General features: G+C 73.9%; 19 protein-coding genes, 1 tRNA gene and 1 other RNA gene. 12 read left to right on the forward strand and 9 right to left on the reverse strand.

Annotation, left to right across the window (positions count from 1 at the left end; genetic code table 11):
* Window positions 1–2 precede the first annotated feature (2 nt).
* The 3 genes from CK505_RS12640 to tgt all read left to right on the forward strand — a co-directional run bounded on the left by CK505_RS12640 (window position 3) and on the right by tgt (window position 3,289).
* Window positions 3–1,316 (forward strand): glycoside hydrolase family 76 protein, encoded by a 1,314-nt coding sequence (locus CK505_RS12640; protein ID WP_176475342.1) that lies wholly within the window; start codon window positions 3–5, stop codon window positions 1,314–1,316.
* A 62-nt stretch (window positions 1,317–1,378) separates the two neighbouring features.
* Window positions 1,379–1,921 carry an NUDIX hydrolase family protein gene (locus tag CK505_RS12645; protein WP_017833900.1) on the forward strand — a complete coding sequence of 181 codons (543 nt, stop codon included), beginning with the start codon at window positions 1,379–1,381 and terminating at the stop codon, window positions 1,919–1,921.
* A gap of 66 nt (window positions 1,922–1,987) precedes the next feature.
* Window positions 1,988–3,289 carry a tRNA guanosine(34) transglycosylase Tgt gene (gene tgt / locus CK505_RS12650; protein WP_172604911.1) on the forward strand — a complete coding sequence of 434 codons (1,302 nt, stop codon included), beginning with the start codon at window positions 1,988–1,990 and terminating at the stop codon, window positions 3,287–3,289.
* Here tgt and CK505_RS12655 read toward each other — a convergent pair.
* From CK505_RS12655 to CK505_RS12665, 3 genes are all read right to left on the reverse strand, one after another.
* Window positions 3,271–3,738: a universal stress protein gene (locus CK505_RS12655; protein ID WP_095651285.1), complete on the reverse strand. Its 468-nt coding sequence runs from the start codon at window positions 3,736–3,738 to the stop codon at window positions 3,271–3,273. The genes tgt and CK505_RS12655 overlap by 19 nt on opposite strands.
* A gap of 138 nt (window positions 3,739–3,876) precedes the next feature.
* Window positions 3,877–4,368 carry a universal stress protein gene (locus tag CK505_RS12660; RefSeq protein ID WP_095651286.1) on the reverse strand — a complete coding sequence of 164 codons (492 nt, stop codon included), beginning with the start codon at window positions 4,366–4,368 and terminating at the stop codon, window positions 3,877–3,879.
* A gap of 67 nt (window positions 4,369–4,435) precedes the next feature.
* Entirely contained in the window at window positions 4,436–4,861 is a 426-nt protein-coding gene (locus tag CK505_RS12665; RefSeq protein WP_035927806.1) for an Lrp/AsnC family transcriptional regulator, read from the reverse strand.
* A 161-nt stretch (window positions 4,862–5,022) separates the two neighbouring features.
* Between CK505_RS12665 and CK505_RS12670 the strand changes: the two genes are divergently transcribed.
* Together CK505_RS12670 and CK505_RS12675 are read left to right on the forward strand one after the other, a co-directional pair.
* Window positions 5,023–5,214, forward strand: a complete 192-nt coding sequence (locus CK505_RS12670; protein ID WP_017833895.1) for a hypothetical protein — start codon at window positions 5,023–5,025, stop codon at window positions 5,212–5,214.
* Window positions 5,215–5,426: 212 nt separating this feature from the next.
* Window positions 5,427–6,980 (forward strand): sodium:alanine symporter family protein, encoded by a 1,554-nt coding sequence (locus tag CK505_RS12675; protein WP_255250953.1) that lies wholly within the window; start codon window positions 5,427–5,429, stop codon window positions 6,978–6,980.
* A gap of 109 nt (window positions 6,981–7,089) precedes the next feature.
* On the opposite strand, the gene CK505_RS12680 is transcribed toward CK505_RS12675, so the two are convergent.
* Window positions 7,090–7,812: a TVP38/TMEM64 family protein gene (locus CK505_RS12680; RefSeq protein ID WP_146200219.1), complete on the reverse strand. Its 723-nt coding sequence runs from the start codon at window positions 7,810–7,812 to the stop codon at window positions 7,090–7,092.
* A gap of 61 nt (window positions 7,813–7,873) precedes the next feature.
* On the opposite strand from CK505_RS12680, the gene CK505_RS12685 reads away from it, so the two are divergent.
* Both CK505_RS12685 and CK505_RS12690 read left to right on the forward strand, forming a co-directional pair.
* Window positions 7,874–8,347, forward strand: a complete 474-nt coding sequence (locus CK505_RS12685) for an SRPBCC domain-containing protein (protein ID WP_158279191.1) — start codon at window positions 7,874–7,876, stop codon at window positions 8,345–8,347.
* Between the two features lie 43 nt (window positions 8,348–8,390).
* Window positions 8,391–9,200, forward strand: a complete 810-nt coding sequence (locus CK505_RS12690) for an MBL fold metallo-hydrolase (protein WP_035927815.1) — start codon at window positions 8,391–8,393, stop codon at window positions 9,198–9,200.
* Here the strand turns inward: CK505_RS12690 and CK505_RS12695 are convergent.
* Both CK505_RS12695 and CK505_RS12700 read right to left on the reverse strand, forming a co-directional pair.
* Window positions 9,185–9,844, reverse strand: a complete 660-nt coding sequence (locus tag CK505_RS12695) for a DUF4126 domain-containing protein (protein WP_095651289.1) — start codon at window positions 9,842–9,844, stop codon at window positions 9,185–9,187. The genes CK505_RS12690 and CK505_RS12695 overlap by 16 nt on opposite strands.
* A gap of 53 nt (window positions 9,845–9,897) precedes the next feature.
* Window positions 9,898–10,608 carry a queuosine precursor transporter gene (locus CK505_RS12700; protein WP_095651290.1) on the reverse strand — a complete coding sequence of 237 codons (711 nt, stop codon included), beginning with the start codon at window positions 10,606–10,608 and terminating at the stop codon, window positions 9,898–9,900.
* A 225-nt stretch (window positions 10,609–10,833) separates the two neighbouring features.
* On the opposite strand from CK505_RS12700, the gene CK505_RS12705 reads away from it, so the two are divergent.
* Both CK505_RS12705 and CK505_RS12710 read left to right on the forward strand, forming a co-directional pair.
* Window positions 10,834–11,691 (forward strand): hydroxymethylpyrimidine/phosphomethylpyrimidine kinase, encoded by an 858-nt coding sequence (locus CK505_RS12705; protein WP_095651291.1) that lies wholly within the window; start codon window positions 10,834–10,836, stop codon window positions 11,689–11,691.
* A 206-nt stretch (window positions 11,692–11,897) separates the two neighbouring features.
* A complete protein-coding gene (locus tag CK505_RS12710; protein WP_017833887.1) occupies window positions 11,898–12,566 on the forward strand; it encodes a TetR/AcrR family transcriptional regulator in 669 nt (222 codons plus the stop codon).
* Here the strand turns inward: CK505_RS12710 and CK505_RS12715 are convergent.
* Both CK505_RS12715 and CK505_RS12720 read right to left on the reverse strand, forming a co-directional pair.
* Window positions 12,550–12,900, reverse strand: coding sequence for a type II toxin-antitoxin system VapB family antitoxin (locus CK505_RS12715; protein ID WP_017833886.1), 351 nt, complete (start codon window positions 12,898–12,900; stop codon window positions 12,550–12,552). The two genes, CK505_RS12710 and CK505_RS12715, sit on opposite strands and share 17 nt — an antisense overlap.
* Window positions 12,901–12,968: 68 nt before the next feature.
* On the reverse strand, window positions 12,969–14,336 hold the full coding sequence (locus CK505_RS12720; RefSeq protein WP_095651292.1) for a hypothetical protein: 1,368 nt from the start codon (window positions 14,334–14,336) through the stop codon (window positions 12,969–12,971).
* Between the two features lie 181 nt (window positions 14,337–14,517).
* Between CK505_RS12720 and CK505_RS12725 the strand changes: the two genes are divergently transcribed.
* Window positions 14,518–15,303, forward strand: a complete 786-nt coding sequence (locus tag CK505_RS12725) for a hypothetical protein (protein WP_095651293.1) — start codon at window positions 14,518–14,520, stop codon at window positions 15,301–15,303.
* A 140-nt stretch (window positions 15,304–15,443) separates the two neighbouring features.
* Here CK505_RS12725 and CK505_RS12730 read toward each other — a convergent pair.
* A tRNA-Ser gene (locus tag CK505_RS12730) sits at window positions 15,444–15,528 on the reverse strand.
* 132 nt (window positions 15,529–15,660) lie between these two features.
* On the opposite strand from CK505_RS12730, the gene ffs reads away from it, so the two are divergent.
* Both ffs and CK505_RS12740 read left to right on the forward strand, forming a co-directional pair.
* Window positions 15,661–15,757: signal recognition particle sRNA small type (ffs, locus tag CK505_RS12735), an RNA gene on the forward strand.
* A 75-nt stretch (window positions 15,758–15,832) separates the two neighbouring features.
* Window positions 15,833–17,839, forward strand: a 2,007-nt coding sequence (locus tag CK505_RS12740) for a DNA polymerase III subunit gamma and tau (protein WP_141246821.1), incomplete at its 3' end; no start/stop codon positions are given.

Genomic DNA, 17,839 nt, shown 5'->3' on the forward strand with positions numbered 1-17,839 from the left:
CCATGCCCCCGACGACCGGAGCGGGCGCCGCGCCCACCGCGGCGACCCCCGAGCCCACCGCACACCCCACGCCCACCGAGCACCCCGGCGCCGCCGCACCGGGCGCCGCGGCCGCGCTGCGTGCCGACAAGGCCGCCCACTCGGTCCGAGAGCTGTTCGCCGGACGGGCGCTGGGGGTGCCCGGCACGCTGCTCGGCGCCCCGGCGCACCCGCGTCCCACGTCCCCGAAGGCCCCGTGGCACTACTGGTGGCAGGCGCACCTGCTCGACGCCCTCGTGGACGCCGGGCTGCGGCACCGGGACGACCCGGCGCGGGCCCGGCGGTTCCGCCGGGAGGGGCACCGCCTGCTGCGGGGCATCACCCTGCGCAGCGGCGGCCGGGTGACCCACAACTCCTACTACGACGACATGGCGTGGCTGCTGCTGGCCGTGGGCCGTCTCGCCGAGCTGGACCGCGCCCTGACCGGCCGGCCGGACGTCGCGTGCCTGGACGCGGGCAGCGCCCTGCTCGCCCGGCTCGAGCGGGGCCACACCGGGGACCTCGGGGGCGGGGTCTTCTGGAACACCCGCCACGACGTCAAGAACACGGCGTCCTCCGCGCCCACGGCCCTCGGCTTCGTGCGCACGCACCGCCGGGAACAGGCCGGCGCGGTGCTCGACTGGCTGCGGGCCACCCTCTGGGACCCGGAACGGAAGGTCTTCCACGACGGTCTGCAGCTGGTCGCCGCCGGGTCCGGCACCGAGGTGACGCGCCGGGACGAGAGGCTGTTCAGCTACAACTCCGGGCCGGTGCTCGGTCTGCTCCTCGAGCTCGCGGACGCCCCGGGCACGGGCGAGCAGGACCGGGCGGACCTGCTGCGCACGGCCGCCGACGTGGTGGCGGGCGCCGCGCAGGAGTACGGCCGCGACCTGGACGGACGCCCCGTCCTGCGCACCCACGGCGGCGGGGACGGCGGCCTGTTCAGCGGGATCCTGGCCCGCTACCTCTCCGATGCCGCCCTGCACCCGGGACTGCCCGCCGCGGCGCGCCGCACCGCGGCCGCGCTCGTGACCGGCACCGCCGACGCCCTGTGGGCGGGCCGGCGGGAGTTCGATCCCGCGGTGGACTTCAACGCGCCGCCCACCGCACCGGCGGCCGCCGGCGAGACGGTCGCGATCTTCTCCCCGGACCCGGCACGGCACGCCGACGAGTCGCAGCGCCCCGGCGTGCCGGTCGAGCTGTCCACGCAGGTGCAGGCGTGGACGGTCCTGGAGGCCGCCGCCCGGCTGGCCCGCCCGGGAGCGGTCTTCGGGGACACCGGCTCCGCTGAGCGCTGAACCGGCCGCCCCGGGCGGTGCGGGCCGTGGCCCCGCCCGGGGTCTTGGGATAGAACAGCAGTATGAACTTCCTCCGCACCCCCGATCCGAACCCCGGTTGGCTCAACGAGGACGACCTGCAGGAGGCCCGGCGCCGCCTGCCGATGGTCTACGTGCAGGCCCTGCCGGTCCGGCTCGATCCGCTGGGCTACCTCTCCGAGATCGGGCTGCTGCTGCAGGCGACCCCCGAGGGGAAGATGATGTACACCTTCGTCTCCGGCCGGGTGCTGTACCGGGAGACCATCCGGGCCGCGCTGCTGCGCCACCTGGAGAAGGACCTGGGGGCCATGGCGTTCCCGCAGCTGCCGGTCTCCACCACGCCCTTCGCCGTGGCCGAGTTCTTCCCCTCGCCGTCCGAGACGGGGCTGACCGACGACCGGCAGCACGCGGTGGCCCTGAGCTACATCGTGCCGGTGCGCGGGGAGTGCAGCCCCCGCCAGGACGCCCTGCAGCTGTCCTGGATGAGCCCCGAGGAGGCGCTCAGCCCCGAGGTGCAGGCGGAGTTCGCGGGCGGTCGCGGAGACCTGGTGCGCCAGGCCGTGGCCCACGCCGGCTGGGGCCGCTGAGCGGCGTCACCGGCGCACGGGCGCTCGCCGTCACCCGCCCCCGGGGCGGTGACGCACAATGGACGGGTGCCCGCTCCAGAAGAGACCCTGCTCCCCGCCGCCGCCCGCTCCGACTTCGGCTTCGCGGTGGAGCACCGGCTCGCCGAGACCGCCACGATCGCCGGCGGGCGCCTCGAGGCCAACGGCGGCCCGTTCCTGGGCCGCACCGGGACCATCACCACCCCGCACGGGACGATCCGCACCCCCGCGTTCGTCCCCGTCGGCACCGCCGCCACCGTCAAGGCGGTGCTGCCCGAGTCCATGGCGGAGCTCGGCGCGCAGGCCCTGCTCGCCAACGCCTACCACCTCTACCTCCAGCCCGGCGCGGACGTCCTGGACGCCGCGGGCGGGCTCGGAGCGTTCATGAACTGGTCCGGCCCCACCTTCACGGACTCCGGGGGCTTCCAGGTCATGTCCCTGGGCTCGGGGTTCCGGAAGGTCATCGACATGTCCACGGTCGCGGCCTCGGCGGCGGGGGACGACGACGTCGCGACCGGCAAGGAGCGCATGGCGCGGGTCGACGACGACGGGGTCACGTTCACGTCCCACATCAACGGGGACGTCCACCGCTTCACCCCGGAGATCTCCATGCAGGTGCAGCACCGGCTGGGCGCGGACATCATGTTCGCGTTCGACGAGCTGACCACGCTGCACAACTCCCGCGGCTACCAGGAGACGTCCCTCGAGCGGACCCGCCGGTGGGCGCTGCGGTGCGTCGCCGAGCACGCCCGGCTCACCGAGGAGCGCGCCGACCGGCCCTACCAGGCCCTGTTCGGCGTGATCCAGGGCGCCCAGTACGAGGACCTGCGCCGGAAGGCGTGCCGGGACCTGGGCGCGATGGACTTCGACGGGTTCGGCATCGGCGGGGCCCTCGAGAAGGAGAACCTCGGCACGATCGTGCGCTGGTGCAACGAGGAGCTGCCCGAGGACCGGCCACGGCACCTGCTGGGGATCTCGGAGCCGGACGACATCTTCACGGCTCTCGAGAACGGCGCGGACACCTTCGACTGCGTCTCCCCCACCCGGGTGGCCCGCACCGGGACCGTGTACGCCCCGGACGGACGCTTCACCGTCAGCAACGCCCGCTTCCGCACGGACCTCGCCCCGATCGACAGCGGCTGCGACTGCTACACGTGCGCCCACTACACCCGGGCGTACCTGCACCACCTGTTCAAGGCCAAGGAGCGCCTGTCCGCGACGCTCACGTCGATCCACAACGAGCGGTTCGTCGTGCGCATGGTGGACGGCGCCCGCGAGGCCATGGCCGACGGGACGTACTTCGAGTACCGGGACGAGGTCCTGGGCCGCTACTACGCGGGACGTTCCTGAGCCGGCCCCTCCGCCTCGGGGTGCTCGTGGATCACGAGCACCGGGCACTTCGCGTGGGCGACGCACGCGGCGCTGACCGAGCCCAGCAGCAGCCCGCGGAACCCGCCGTGGCCCCGGCGCCCGACGACGAGCATCGTGGCGTCCTCGCTCTCGTGCACCAGGACCTTCGACGGGTGGCCGAACACCACGGAGGTGGTGAGCCCGGCCGGCACGTCGTCGCCGAAGGCCTCCCGCACCGCCTTGTCCACCTGCTTCTGGGTGACCTCGTCGAAGTTGTCGCTGCCCAGCGGGACGTACCCGGCGTACTCGGGCGGGTAGTCCCACGCCCCGACCGCCCTGATGCCCGCACCGAAGGACGGCGCGATCCGCGCCGCCCAGCGCAGCGCCTCGACGGACTGCTGGGAGCCGTCGACCCCGACGACGATCGCTGCTGCGGTTCCGTTGCTCATGCCGAATCCTTTGCTCACGTGATCACGCTGACGTGATCAGTATCACAGAGCCCGCGGCGCCGCGCGCACGATCGCGGGAGCATGTTGTGGGGACACGGCGGACGAGTCCCTCCGGTCCCGGGCGGGACGGGCGGCGCCTCAGCCGGCGGGCCCGGCCCCCTGCGCCTGCCCGGAGTCCTCCGCCCGCCCGGCATCGACCGTCTCGTCGGGGAGGACGAGCACCGGGCACGGGGCGTGGGCGACGCACGCGGAGCTCGTCGACCCCATCAGCAGCCCTTTGAAGCCGCCGTGGCCCCGGCGTCCCACGACCAGCAGCTCGGCCCCCTCGCAGTGGCGCATCAGCACCTTGGACGGGTGGCCGAACTCCACCACGGTGCTGAGTCCGGCCGGCACGTCCGCCCCGAACGCCTCCTGGACGGCCCGCTCCACCCGCTCCCGGGCGAGCTCGTCGAACCGGTCGTCCTTGAAGTGGACGAAGCCGACGTACTCGGGCGGGTTCTCCCACGCCCCCACCACCTTGACGGTCGCCCCGTACGCGGGCGCGAGACGCGCGCCCCAGCGCAGCGCCTCCACGGACTGGGGGGATCCGTCGACCCCGACGACGACGACTGCTTCCGCTGCGTTCTCCATGACCGGTCCTCCGATGCGGTGACGAGGGTGCTGTGCGGCCAGTATTCCAGAGCCCGGCGGGCCGCGCTCAGAGGTGCGAGAGGATGACCGAGCTCCTCGTGTGGTTGATGCCCTTCCACTCCCTGATCCGGACCATGACGTCCTCCAGGTGGGTGGTGTTCTCGGCCCGGATGAGGAAGATGCCGTCCGCCTCGCCGGTCACCGTGTAGGCCGCGGTCACCTCGGCGATCTCGGCGGCCATGGTGCGCATCATCGACGGCGAGAGCCCGCCGTCGCAGTGCAGCTCCACGAACGCCTGGATGTTCCACCCCATGACCGACGGGTCGAGCTCCGCCGTGAAGCGCTTGATGGCCCCGGTCTGCTGCAGGACGTCGACCCGCCGCTTCACCGCGGGGGCCGACAGACCCACCTTCTGGCCGATGGCCGCGTAGCTCTCCCGGCTGTCCTGGACCAAGGACGCAACGATCTGCTGGTCAATCTCGTCAAGACGCAACGATTCACCTCTCTGGTGAGGGTTCTCACATTGATTGATTCACTATCGGCCCGTTAGACTTCAGATGTCAACCGAGGCGCCGCTGCTCGCCGGACCACCCGGCCGCACGCCCTCGGACCCCAGGACCTCCCCGCACCACCCACAGAAAGTTGCCTGCTGCCATGGCTCTCCTCCTCGTCTTCGGCCTCCCCGCCCTCCTCTTCACCGCCATCGGCCGGGCTGCGGCACCGTCCCGCGCCACCTCGGTGGGCGGCGCCCTCCGCAGCGCCGGCAGCGACCTGGCCCGCGGCCTGCGCGTGTGCGCCATGACCGCCCCCCAGTTCCTGGCCGGCGGGACCCGCGCCGGTCGTTGACCCCGCGCCGGCGGCGTCAACGGTGACGCCGCCCCGGCACCGCCTGCGGCCCGGCCCCCTCGCGACGAGACGTCCTCGCGCGGAGGCCGGGCCGCTGCGTGTTAATTCTTTGTTGCCACGGCAAGATGGCTCTTTCGGCGACAAGCGTGTCTGTTGCCAACGGGCTGTCCACAGGGTGTAGTGGTGAGATGCAGATCACGCAGGCGTTACCCATGACTACCGTCACCGACGACGTCGGGTGGCTCGCAGCGATCGACAACGCCATCAACAGTGCGTTCGCTCCGATCACCGAGGTCTTCTCGACCATCGTCTTCTATCCCATCACCATCGCGGGGGTGAGCTTCCCGTTCGTCGTGGCCTGGCTCATCGCGGCCGGCGTGATCTTCACGATCTACTTCGGGTTCATCCAGTTCCGCGGTCTGAAGGTCGCCGCCGACGTGGTGCGGGGCAAGTTCTCGACCAAGGACGACCCCGGCGAGGTGCCGCACTTCCAGGCCCTGACCTCCGCCCTGTCGGGGACCGTGGGGCTGGGCAACATCGCCGGCGTCGGCGCGGCCATGGCCCTCGGCGGCCCCGGCGCGACGTTCTGGATGATCTGCGCCGGCCTGCTCGGCATGGCGACCAAGTTCGCCGAGTGCACCCTGGGCGTGAAGTACCGCGAGGTCCACGACGACGGCACGGTCAGCGGCGGGCCCTTCCGCTACCTGCCCATCGCCTTCAGCAAGTTCGGCCGCATCCCCGCCAAGATCCTCACCGGCGTCTTCGCCGTGGCGATCCTGTTCTTCGGCGCGGCCGGCGGCAACATGTTCCAGGCCAACCAGACCTTCGCCCAGGTGCAGAACGTCACCGGCGGCGCCGACGGCTTCCTCGGCAGCGCCGGGGCGGCCCTGATCTTCGGCATCGTCCTCGCCCTGTTCGTGGGCCTGGTCATCATCGGCGGCATCAAGTCGATCGGCGCCACCACCAGCCGGCTCGTGCCGGCCATGGGCGCCGTCTACGTCACCGCCTGCCTGATCGTCATCCTCACCAACCTCGACCACGTGCCGGGCGCGGTCGCGTCGATCATCGACGGCGCGTTCTCTCCCGAGGGCATGGCCGGCGGCGTCCTGGGCGTCATGATCGTGGGCTTCCAGCGTGCCGCGTTCTCCAACGAGGCCGGTCTCGGCTCCGCCGCGATCGCCCACTCCGCCGTCAAGACCCGCCGCCCCGTGAGCGAGGGCTTCGTGGCCCTGTTCGAGCCGCTCGTCGACACCGTGCTGATCTGCACCATGACGGCCCTGGCCATCATCATCGCCGGCGCGCCGAGCCTGCAGGCCGGCATCGACCAGGTGCAGGCCGGCGGGGGCGCCCCGGACGGCGTCATCCTCACCTCGGACGCCTTCGCGACGGTCATCCCCTGGTTCCCGATCGTGCTGGCCGTCGCGGTGGTCCTGTTCGCCTTCTCCACCCTGATCACCTGGTTCTACTACGGGCTCAAGGCGTGGGAGTACCTGTTCGGGCGCAGCCGGCTCAGCGACAACATCTTCCGCGGCATCTACCTGTTCTTCACGATCGCGGGCTGCGTCCTGACCTTCAGCGAGGTCATCAGCTTCGCGGACGCGGCGCTGTTCGTCTGCGGGTTCGTGAACCTGCTGGGCGTCTACCTGCTGCTGCCCGTCATCAAGCGGGACATGAAGGAGTACCTCGCCGACCGCAGGAGCGGCAAGCTCCATCTCCTCGGCAACGAGCCGACCGACGGGTCCACCGCGGTCCGGCCCCAGGTCTAGGCCCGGGGACCGCACGGCCGCACCGGCCGGTCACCCCGAACGGCGTCCGCCCGGTCCTCGCTCCGAGGACCGGGCGTCGCCGTGCCGTGGACCCGCGGCGCGGCCGAGCCTAGTCGGCGCTCCCCACGCCGTCGGCCTCGGGGGCGCGCTCGGACTCGCCGCGGGAGCGCCGCCAGGCGAGCACGCCCACGACCACCACGACCGCCCAGGAGGCTGCGACCGCCGCGAGGGCCGGCCACGACGGCCGGGACGTGAAGGCCCCCACGGCGGCGAAGCTCACCTGGCCCGGCATCCCGCCGAGCAGGGTGGCGCCGAGGTAGTCGCGCTGCGGGATGCGCACGAGGCCCGCACCGTAGCTGAGGGTCCAGTTGGGCAGGACGGGCCGGAGCACGAGCACCGTGAGGAAGCCCTTGCCGACGAGCTTGCGCTCCACCAGCTCGACCCGGTTGCCCGCGAGCCGGTACAGGGCGTCGCGGCCGAGGAACCGCGCGAGCCAGTACCCCAGCCAGGCTCCCGCCGTGGTGGCCAGGACGCCGACCACGCTGCCCTGGGCCATGCCGAAGAGGAATCCCCCGGACACGGCCATGATCGTCACCGGGACCGGCGTGGCCGCCACGAGGACGAAGACCGCGGCGAAGACGACGGGCCCCCACGCGCCGAAGCCCTCGACGAAGACCCGGACCTGCTCCACGGTGGGCAGCTCGTGGCCGATGAGGTACCAGACCGCCACGGCCAGCAGCAGCAGGAGCGCACCGCCCTTGAGCGCGGTGACCCAGGCCGGCCGCGTGCCGGGCTCGCGGGGCCCCGGCTCCGGCGCGGGTTCGGTGCTCACGTGCGCCACTGTACCGACCGCCGCGCCCGGGGGCCGAGAGCGACCGGGGACAATGGGGGGCATGGACGTCACCGATCTGGACCCCGCGGAGGTCTTCTCCGTCTCCCACGCCCTCGCGCACCCCCCGGCCGCGGTCTTCGCCGCCTTCACGGAGCCGGACCGGCTCGCCGCCTGGTTCGGTCCGCCGGGCTGGAGCGTGCCCCGGGAGTCGGTGCTGCTCGAGGTCAGGCCCGGGGGCCGGCAGCGCTTCCGCATGGTCCACGACACCGACCCCGCCCAGGTGGCACCGGTGCACGGCACCTATCTGCGGGTCGAGCGGGACGTCCTGCTCGAGGGCCGCGAGGCGCTGCCCGGACCGGACGGCCGGCCCACCGCCGGCCACGTGCTGACGCGCACCGAGTTCGTCCCCACCCAGGAGGGGGGCACCCTGCTGGTGCTCACGCAGGGGCCGCTGCCCCCCGCGGTGCACCCCGGGGCGGCCGCGGCGTGGCGCGGCTCCTTCGCCCGGCTCGAGACCCTGCTGGCCGCGGGGTGAGCCGGGGCGCCGGTCCCCCGCCGGGCTCGGATAGTCTGCCCGCATGACCCAGGACGCCGGCACCCGCACCACCGCCCTGACCCGGCGGCTGACCGCCCCCAACCCGGGCCCCATGACCCTGGACGGCACCAACTCGTGGCTGGTCGGGGCGCCGGGGCAGCAGGACGTCGTCGTCGTCGACCCGGGGCCGGCCGACCGCGGGCACCTCGCCGCCCTGGCCGCGGCGGGGCGGACCGTCCTGACGCTGATCACGCACCGCCACGCGGACCACACCGAGGCCGTCGACGACTTCCACGCGCTCACCGGCGCGCCCGTGCGCGCCGTCCTGCCGCAGTTCTGCCGCGACGCCGGACCGCTGCTCGACCGCGAGACGATCGAGGCCGCCGGGTGCCGCATCCGGGTGCTGCACACCCCCGGGCACACCTCCGACTCCGTGAGCTTCCACCTGCCCGACGACACCCCGGTCGCGGGCGCGGCCACCGCCGCCGCGGGGCGCACCTCGGGCTCGGTGCTCACGGGCGACACGGTCCTGGGGCGGGGGACCACGATGCTCGACCACCCGGACGGGAGCCTGGGCGACTACCTGCGCTCCCTGCAGCGCCTGGCGGTGCTGGGCGACGCCCTGGTCCTCCCGGCGCACGGGGACGTGCGGGAGGACGTGGAGGCGGTGTGCGAGGAGCTGCTCGAGCACCGGATGGAGCGTCTCGGCGAGGTCCGGGAGGCCCTGCGGGCCCTGGGCCGCGCCGCGACGCTCGAGGCCATCACGGCGCGGATCTACGCCGACGTCCCGGAGCACGTGCTGCCCGCCGCCCGGAGCTCGGTGGGCGCGCAGCTGGCCTATCTCGGCTTCTGAGCCGTGCCGGCGGCGCCCGGCCGGCCGGGGTCCGGCCCCGGCCGGCGGCGGCGCCGGAGCCCGCGGTAGAGGAAGAACAGCAGGACGGCGACGGCGGCCAGCAGCACGAGGACGAGCAGCGGCAGGAGGACGGCCACGAGGGACAGCGTGAGCGCGGAGACGTCCTCCACGGTCGAGACCACGGGCGCCGCGGCCCCGGCGCTGAGGGTGTTGACGGCCGGCCGCGAGACCGTCTTGGTCACGTGCACCACCAGGGCGATCACCACCCCGGTGGCCACGGGGATCCAGGCGTGCGAGGAGAGGAACGCCTCCGGGTCCGTGACGGTCGCCGTCTGCCCGCCGAGGTCGATCCCGGCGATCTGGGCGGTGGCCGAGGAGCCGAAGACGATGCCCCCGGCGGTCGGGCGCACGAAGGTCTGCAGCAGGTCGTTGAAGGAGTCCACGACCGGGACCTTGTCCGCCACCACCTCCACGGCCAGCAGCACGGCCAGGACCGTCAGGACCCACCCGTTCGACAGCCAGGCGAAGCCCGGGCCGAGGTCGACGACCTCGGTCCAGCGGTCCAGCAGGCCCAGCACCACGAGCGGGATGTAGGCGTTCAGCCCCGCCGAGGCCGCGAGTCCGGTGCCCGTGAGGAGATCCATGCGCTCATCGTAGGCCCGCGCACCGCCCCGGCCGGGCGGGGCGCCCGGGCCCGTCAGCGCTGGGGCGCGAGGGCCGCCCCCGGGACGGCGGACTCGCCGTAGGTCGGCTCCCGGCGCTTGAGCCAGCCGATCACGGCGTAGGTCACCGGCATGACCAGCACCTCGACCAGGACCTTGTACACGTAGCCCACCACCACGTAGTTGAGGAAGTCGGCCGCGGTGGTGATGCCGATGACCGGGGCCGCCACGGAGCAGAAGATCACGGTGTCCACGAGCTCGCCCACGAGCGTCGAGCCGATGAGCCGGGCCCACAGGTGCTTCTCCCGCGTGCGCGCCTTGATCCGGACCATCACGAACGCGTTCAGCAGCTGCCCCGCGAGATAGCCCAGCAGGGAGCCGGCCACGATGAGCGGGACGGGGCCGAGCACGGACTCGAAGGCCGCCTGGCCCTCGTAGAACTCCGCCGGGGGCAGAGCGATGACCAGCCAGAACACGACCGAGGAGAACAGCCCCGCGGCGAAGGACGTGACGATGGCGCGGCGCGCGGCCCGGAAGCCGTAGACCTCCGCCACGACGTCGCCCAGGACGTAGGCGAGGGGGAAGAGGAAGAAGCCTCCGTCGGTGATGACGGGGCCGAACGCGACGCCCTTGGTCGCGGCGACGTTGGAGAGCACCAGGACCACGCAGTACGCCGCGACCACCAGGTCGAAGTACGTGCGGGGACGGCGGGCGAACCCGGCGGGGGCAGGAGCGGAGGAGGACACGGTCGGTCACCAATCTGTCGTGACACGGCGCGGCCCGCGCGGGGCGGACGCCGAGGGTCGATCTGTGCGGTGTGCTGGACGGACCCGGGGCACCCGCCTGCCACCCGGGAGCCCCTTTCCCGCCGCCGCGGGCCCCTGCGGGGACCGCGTGCCGGCCGGAGACCGTCCGACAGTCTAGCCCCGGCGGTTGGCCCCGGCACCGCGCGGGGGCGCAGAATGGCTCCCATGACCGACACCAGCACCGTTCCCACGCCCGCCGCGGCGGGCCCCGCCGACCAGCCGTCCGTTGCCCTGACGATCGCCGGCTCCGAGGCCACCGGCGGCGCCGGCGCCCAGGCGGACCTCAAGACCTTCCAGGAGCTCGGGGTCTTCGGCTCCCTCGCGCTGACCTGCATCGTGTCCTTCGACCCGTCCGCCGACTGGGGGCACCGCCTGTTCCCCGTGCCGCAGGACGTCCTGCGCGAGCAGCTCGAGGCGATCACGGCCGCCCACGCGCTCGACGCCGTGAAGATCGGCATGCTGGGCAGCCCCGCGACCATCGCCACCACCGCCGAGGTGCTCACCGCGCTGGCGCCGCGCCACCTCGTCCTGGACCCGGTCCTCATCTGCAAGGGCCAGGAGCCCGGCGCGGCCCTGGACACGGACGAGGCGCTGAAGGCGAAGATCCTGCCGCTGGCCACGTTCGTGACCCCGAACCACTTCGAGTCCCTCTCCCTGGCCGGCATGGACGAGATCAGCACGGTCGAGGACCTCGAGGAGGCCGCCCGGCGGATCCACGAGACGTCCGGCGCCGTGGTCCTCGCCAAGGGCGGGGTCCGCCTCGCGGGCCCCGACGCCGTCGACGTCTTCTACGACGGGACCACCCTCGAGGTGCTCTCCGAGCCCAAGGTCGGCGAGGTCCCGGTGGCCGGGGCCGGCTGCACGCTGGCCGCCGCGGTCGCCGCGGAGCTGGCGAAGGGGGCCGCGCCCCTCGAGGCGGCCCGCACCGCGAAGGCCTTCGTCTCCGCCGGCATCCGGCGCCGGATCACCTCGCGCGCCCCGTTCGACTCCCTCTGGCAGGGCGGCTCGGCCGCCGAACGGTGAGCGGGCGGCGGGCCCGGCCGCCGGATCGGCACCCGGGCCCGCCGTGCCTCACCCCGCCCGTGCTGGGGGTTTCCTGGACGTTTCCCCAGACTGTCTGCGCGAAGGAGCCCGAACGCGGGAAACGGTGGTGTCATAGTCAGACACACCGTCACCAAGGCCCAGAAAAGTGTGCATAATTTGGTGACACGGACAGATAAGGTGTCATCATGCCTCGTATTTCTGCGGCCACCAACGCCGCGCAGCGGGAGAACACCAAACGAGCGATCCTCGACTCCTTCGGCCAGCTGCTCTACCAGCAGGGCCTCACCGGTCTGACCATGACGCACGTGGCCAAGAACGCCGGCGTGGGCCGCACCGCGGTCTACAACTACTTCGCGGACATGGGCGAGCTCCTCGTGGCCTACGCCCTGGACGAGACCGAGCGGTTCATGACCGACCTGCGCCGCGACCTCGAGGGCGTCGCCAACCCGGTCGACCGGCTCGCCGTCTACATCCGCGCCCAGATCGAGGACCTCACCCGGCGCCACCTGCCCCCGGGCCCCACCATGCGCACCGTCCTCTCCCCGGAGGACTACCAGAAGCTGGGCGAGCACGTGGGCGAGCTGCAGGGCCTGCTGGCCGCGATCCTGCGGGACGCGATCGGCCGGGCCTACCTGCCGGAGGGCGACATCTCGGAGCTCGCCGCCCTGGTCCACGGGTCCCTGACCGCCGCGGCGGACCGCGGCCAGAACTCCGACCAGGACCGGGCGGCGCGGGAGCAGCACATCCGCTCCACCGTCCGCTTCATCCAGCAGGGCCTGGGGGCGCAGTTCGACGCCGGGGGCCACCCCGTGCCGCTCGCGTCCGAGCGGCCACCCCTCAGCGCGGCGTCCTGACCGCGCCCCGCTCGCTCCCCGCCCGCGTGCCCGGCGCCGGGGCGAGCTCCAGCACGCGCGCGTGCAGCACGGTGCGGTGGTGCAGCGCGGTGCGCAGGGCCCGGTGCAGCCCGTCCTCCAGGTAGAGGTCGCCTCCCCACCGCACCACGTGCGGGAAGAGGTCGCCGTAGAAGGTGGAGTCCGCGTCCAGCAGGGTCGCCAGGTCCAGGGTGGTCTTCGTGGTGACCAGCTCGTCCAGCCGGACCTGCCGCGGCGCGATGCCGGACCAGTCGGTCGGCGTGACGAGGCCGTGGTCCGGGTACGGGCGGGAGTCGCCCACGGCCTTGAAGATCATGCGTTCATCCTAGGGGCGGGCCCCGCAGGAGGCACCTGCGGGGCCCGCCGGCCGGCGCCTGCCCGGGGTCAGCCGCGGGTCACGGTGACGGCCCGGGTGGTGGCGTTCCACTCGATCCGCCCACCGGTGTAGTTCTGGGCCGCGCCGCCCGGGGTGCTGTACTCGTCGGTGGTCGGATAGCCCAGGCCCCGCTCGTGGCCCAGCGCCGCCCACTTCCGGCCGATGGCCCCGTACTCCTTGACCGCGTTCGAGCCGGTGCGCGCGGACCACAGGATCTTGGTCCGCTTCCCGGACGCGTCGAAGAGCTGGTAGGCGCCGCCGTCGGCGGCACGCTGCTCGTCGGTCCGCGGCGGGCCGTAGCTGCCCGCGTAGCCGCCGGCCGCGAACTTCCGGCCGATGGACCCGCCGTAGTCGACCACCCGGGTCCCGGTGGTCGCGGACCAGTAGAGGGCCTTGTCCCGTCCGTCGGCGCCGGCGAAGCGCTGGTAGACGGAGCCGTGCCCGGAGGCGTACTCCGCGCTGACCGGGGTGGCCCACGCGGTGCCGCCCAGCGCCGCCCACGTGCGCCCGATCGCACCGGTGAGCTGGTAGCCGTCGACCACGTCGTTGCCCGTCGGCGCGACGGTCTCGGGCCTCGGGGCGGCTCCGGCGTAGAGGCGGTCGACGTCGTCGCCGACCAGGTCGGCCAGGTCGTAGTTGGTGTGGTGCAGCCCGGGCATCACCACGCGGTCGGCCTTCGTGAACCCGGCCTTCTGGTACGCGGCGGCGCCCTTGCCGGCCGCTTCCAGCGCGGACCAGGTGGACGGCTGGGTGGCGCCGTAGCTGTCGAGGGAGCCGACGTACCAGGTCGGGTCCGTGGCCCGGAGCGCGGCGTCGGGAGTGCTCTCGAGCCTGCCATTGTAGACGCCGCCGCCGCCGATGAGGGTCGACCCGCCGCCGCGGATCCAGCCGGCCCGGTCGGAGAGCACCTCGGTGGAGATGAACTCGGCGCCGCCGGAGTACCCGGCCAGGTGGATGCGGGTCGCGTCGACGCGCTGCTCGGCGACGACCTTGGCCGCCAGGGCGCGGAACCAGTCCCCGACCGCCTCGCTGTTGGAGGTCCAGGACCGGTTGGCCGGGGCGACCGGCACCACGAGGATCATGTTACGGGCCGCGGCCCGGGCGGCCATGCTCTTGAGCATCGACGTGGTGGGGCGCTGGGCGTAGTACTGTCCGTCGCCGTCGAAGTAGAAGACCACGCCCACGGTCTTCGAGCGGTCCACCCCGGCGTCGTAGAGGTGGTACTGCGAGGAGATGCCGGCGGCGGTGTGGACCGTGTTGGTCGTCGAGGCGTGGGCCGGGGCGGCCGCGCCGGCCATCGTCCCGGCGAGCATCGCGCCGGCCAGCAGAGCGGCGGGCAGAGCGGTCGAGGGCATGGGGAATGAAGGCAGCTTCATGAGGACCTCTTGGGGGGAGAGAGGACGGGGGGCGCGCAGCCGGGGGGCAGCTGCGAGTGCGGCGGAACAGCCCGTTCCGCCACATCAGCAGGGTATTGCATTAGTGAACGCAGGGGACGGAACGACGTAAAGTTACGGTGTGCTCCTGTCCCGCCCGCTTCCCCCCGGAGAGACCGCCCCCATGACCCTTCGCCCCCTGGCGCTGGCCGCCCTGCTCCTGCTCGCCCCCGTGCCGGGAGCGGCCCACGCAGCCGAGACCGCACCGCCCCCCGCGCCGGGCGCAGACTCCCCCGCCGGAGTTCCGTCCCCCGCGCCCCCGTCCGACGACGAGCCGGCCGACCCCCGACCGGGAACCGGTCCCGCCGAGGCCCCCGACACCACGCCCGAGCCCGGCGGCGCCCCCGCCCCGGAGCCCGGCGGCACGGCGCCGGGCGCGCGCCCCTCCCCCGCTCCCGGGGGGCACGCGGCACCGGAGCCCGGCGGAGTCCGCGCCGAGGACGGCCGTGCCGGAGACGCCCGCGCAGAGGACGGCGGCGCGGGGAACGACCGTGCAGGAGGTGACCGCGCAGGGGATGCCCGCCCGGAGGCGGCCCCCGGCACGCCCTCGGGTGCGGACTCGAACCCCGGCTCGGACCCGGACCCGGACCGGGACCCGGACCCGGGGGAGCTCTCCGCCCTGGAGCGCGCCTCCTTCGTCGGGCCCGGCCCCGCCGTGGCCCACCGTCCCGGCTCCGGAGCGCTGGTCCGGGACGGGGCCGCGCTGCGGGCGCAGGTCCTGGCGGGGCAGCAGCAGGTGACGCCCGGGACGCTCACGCGCATCTCGGTGGGTACCGTGACCCGGGTTCCCGCGCAGGACGCGACCGGGGACTCCTCCACCGCGTGGTGGGTCGGTGGGCTCGCGGCACTGGGCGCCGCGGCGGCCGGCGGCGTCGTCGCCCGCGGCTCCCGCGCGCGCCGCCCGCACTGAGGGGCGGCCGCCGGGGCGCCGCGGCGGCCGGAGCCGCGGGCCGGCGACCCTCGGGCCGGTGGGCCGCGAGCCGGCGGAGGAACGAGAAAGAGCCCCGCACCGGGATGAACGTCTCCGGTACGGGGCTCTTGCTGCGAGTGCGGAGGATGGGGGATTTGAACCCCCGAGGGCGTGAACCCAACACGCGTTCCAGGCGTGCGCCATAGGCCGCTAGGCGAATCCTCCAGGCACGCACGACCGGCGGCCTGACGGTGCCGGAACATGCGGGGTCCAGCATAACCGAACCGCCGGGCAATGCCGAATCCACGGCGCCGGGGCCGGGTTTCGACCCGGCCCGCCGCATCCGCTAGACTTGTCGACAGCCCCTCGCGTGGCGTCATCCTGTTGAACTCCCCCAGGACCGGAAGGTAGCAAGGGTAAATGGGCTCTGGCGGGTGCGCGAGGGGTCTTCTCGTCCCCGCGGCGGCCCGCGTCCCCAGCGCCGATCCGCCCGGCCCGCCTGTCGGATTCCGTCGCTAAGGTGTCATCTGTGACTACCGCCCTGTACCGCCGCTACCGCCCGGAGACCTTCGAGGACGTCATCGGTCAGGAGCACGTGACCGAGCCGCTGATGACGGCGCTGCGCAAGGACAGGGTCAGCCACGCCTACCTCTTCTCCGGCCCGCGCGGCTGCGGCAAGACCACCTCCGCCCGCATCCTGGCCCGCTGCCTCAACTGCGCGGAGGGCCCCACCGCCACCCCGTGCGGCCGCTGCGACAGCTGCCGCGACCTGGCCCGGGACGGCGCCGGCTCCCTCGACGTGATCGAGATGGACGCGGCCAGCCACGGCGGCGTGGACCACGCCCGCGACCTGCGGGAGCGCGCCACGTTCGCGCCCGTCCGGGACCGGTACAAGATCTTCATCATCGACGAGGCGCACATGGTCACGCGCGAGGGCTTCAACGCCCTGCTCAAGATCGTCGAGGAGCCGCCGGAGCACATCAAGTTCATCTTCGCGACCACCGAGCCGAGCAAGGTGCTCACCACCATCCGGTCCCGCACCCACCACTACCCCTTCCGGCTGGTCCCCACCGAGCCGCTCATGCACTACCTGGAGCAGCTCTGCGCCGAGGAGCACGTGCAGGTGGCCCCGGGGGTGCTCTCCCTCGTGGTCCGCGCGGGCGCCGGATCCGTCCGCGACACCCTCTCCGTGCTCGACCAGCTCATGGCCGGCTCCGACGAGCAGGGCATCGGCTACGACCTCGCCGTGGCCCTGCTGGGCTACACGCACGGCGCCCTGCTCGACGACGTGGTCGACGCCTTCGCGTCCGGGGACGGCACCACGGTGTTCCGCGCGGTGGACCGGGTGGTGCAGACGGGCCAGGACCCGCGCCGCTTCGTGGAGGACCTGCTCGAGCGGTTCCGAGACCTGATCATCGTCAACGCGGTCCCGGAGTCCGCGGGCAACATCCTGCACGGCATGCCCCAGGACCAGATCGCCCGGCTGCGCAACCAGGCGTCCCAGCTCGGAGCGGCGGAGCTCTCCCGCGCCGCCGACATCACGAACACGGCCCTCACCGAGATGACGGGGGCCACCTCGCCCCAGCTGCACCTCGAGCTGCTGTGCGCGCGCATCCTCCTGCCGTCCTCGGAGGACACCACGCGCGGCGTCACGGCCCGCGTCGACCGGCTGGAACGGCGCCTGAGCATCGGGCGGGGCGCCGCCGCGGCCGGTCCGGACGAGACCCCCGACGCCCCCGCGGCCTCCCCCGCGGCCTCCTCCTCCGCGCCGACCGCGCCGGCGGGTCCGGGCGCCCCGCCCGGGGGCCGGAGCCACTCGCAGCCCGCCTCGCAGTCTGCCCCGGCGCCGGAGCGACCGGCACCGCCCGCGCCCGGCGGGGACGCGCAGCAGGCGGTCCCGGCGGTCCCGCGGGGGACGGATCCGCGCGAGCGGACCGCCCAGGGCGCTGGACAGGGCTTTGGACAGGAACCCGGGCACGCCGCGGCGGCTCCCGAGCGCCCGTCCGCCCGGGAGGACAGCGGACCGGAGCGGCCCACCGGACGGGAGGCGCCCGCCGCAGCGGAGCGTCCTGACGCGCCGCGGCAGGACGCCGCGGCGCAGGCGCCCCGCCAGGACACGCCCCGGGCGGGCGAGCAGGGCGGCAACGAGATCGACCTGCTGCGGGCCTCCTGGCCGGAGATCGTCAACGCCCTCGCGGACATCCGCCGCGTCGCGTGGTTCACGGTCCAGCGCGGCACCCCGCAGTCCTTCGACGGCAAGGTGCTGCGCATCATGTTCGACGCCGAGGGCGACCTCATGAACTTCCCGCGCTTCGAGGACGACCTGCGGCAGGCGGTCCAGCAGATCCTCGGCATCGACTGCCGTGCGGAGGCCGTCCCGCCGGGCGGCGGCGGGCACGGACGGGGCGGTGGCGGCGGCGGAGCCCCGCGCGGCCCGGAGCCGTCGACGCGCCCGCCCGGGCGCCCGGACGAACCGGGGCCCGGGACCGACGGGGAGCGCCCCGAGCGGCGCGCCCCCGAGGACCGGTCCCGGGGC

Origin of the sequence: Kocuria sp. WN036, from assembly GCF_002287015.1 — a bacterium.
In the GTDB taxonomy this organism is placed as follows: domain Bacteria; phylum Actinomycetota; class Actinomycetes; order Actinomycetales; family Micrococcaceae; genus Kocuria; species Kocuria rosea.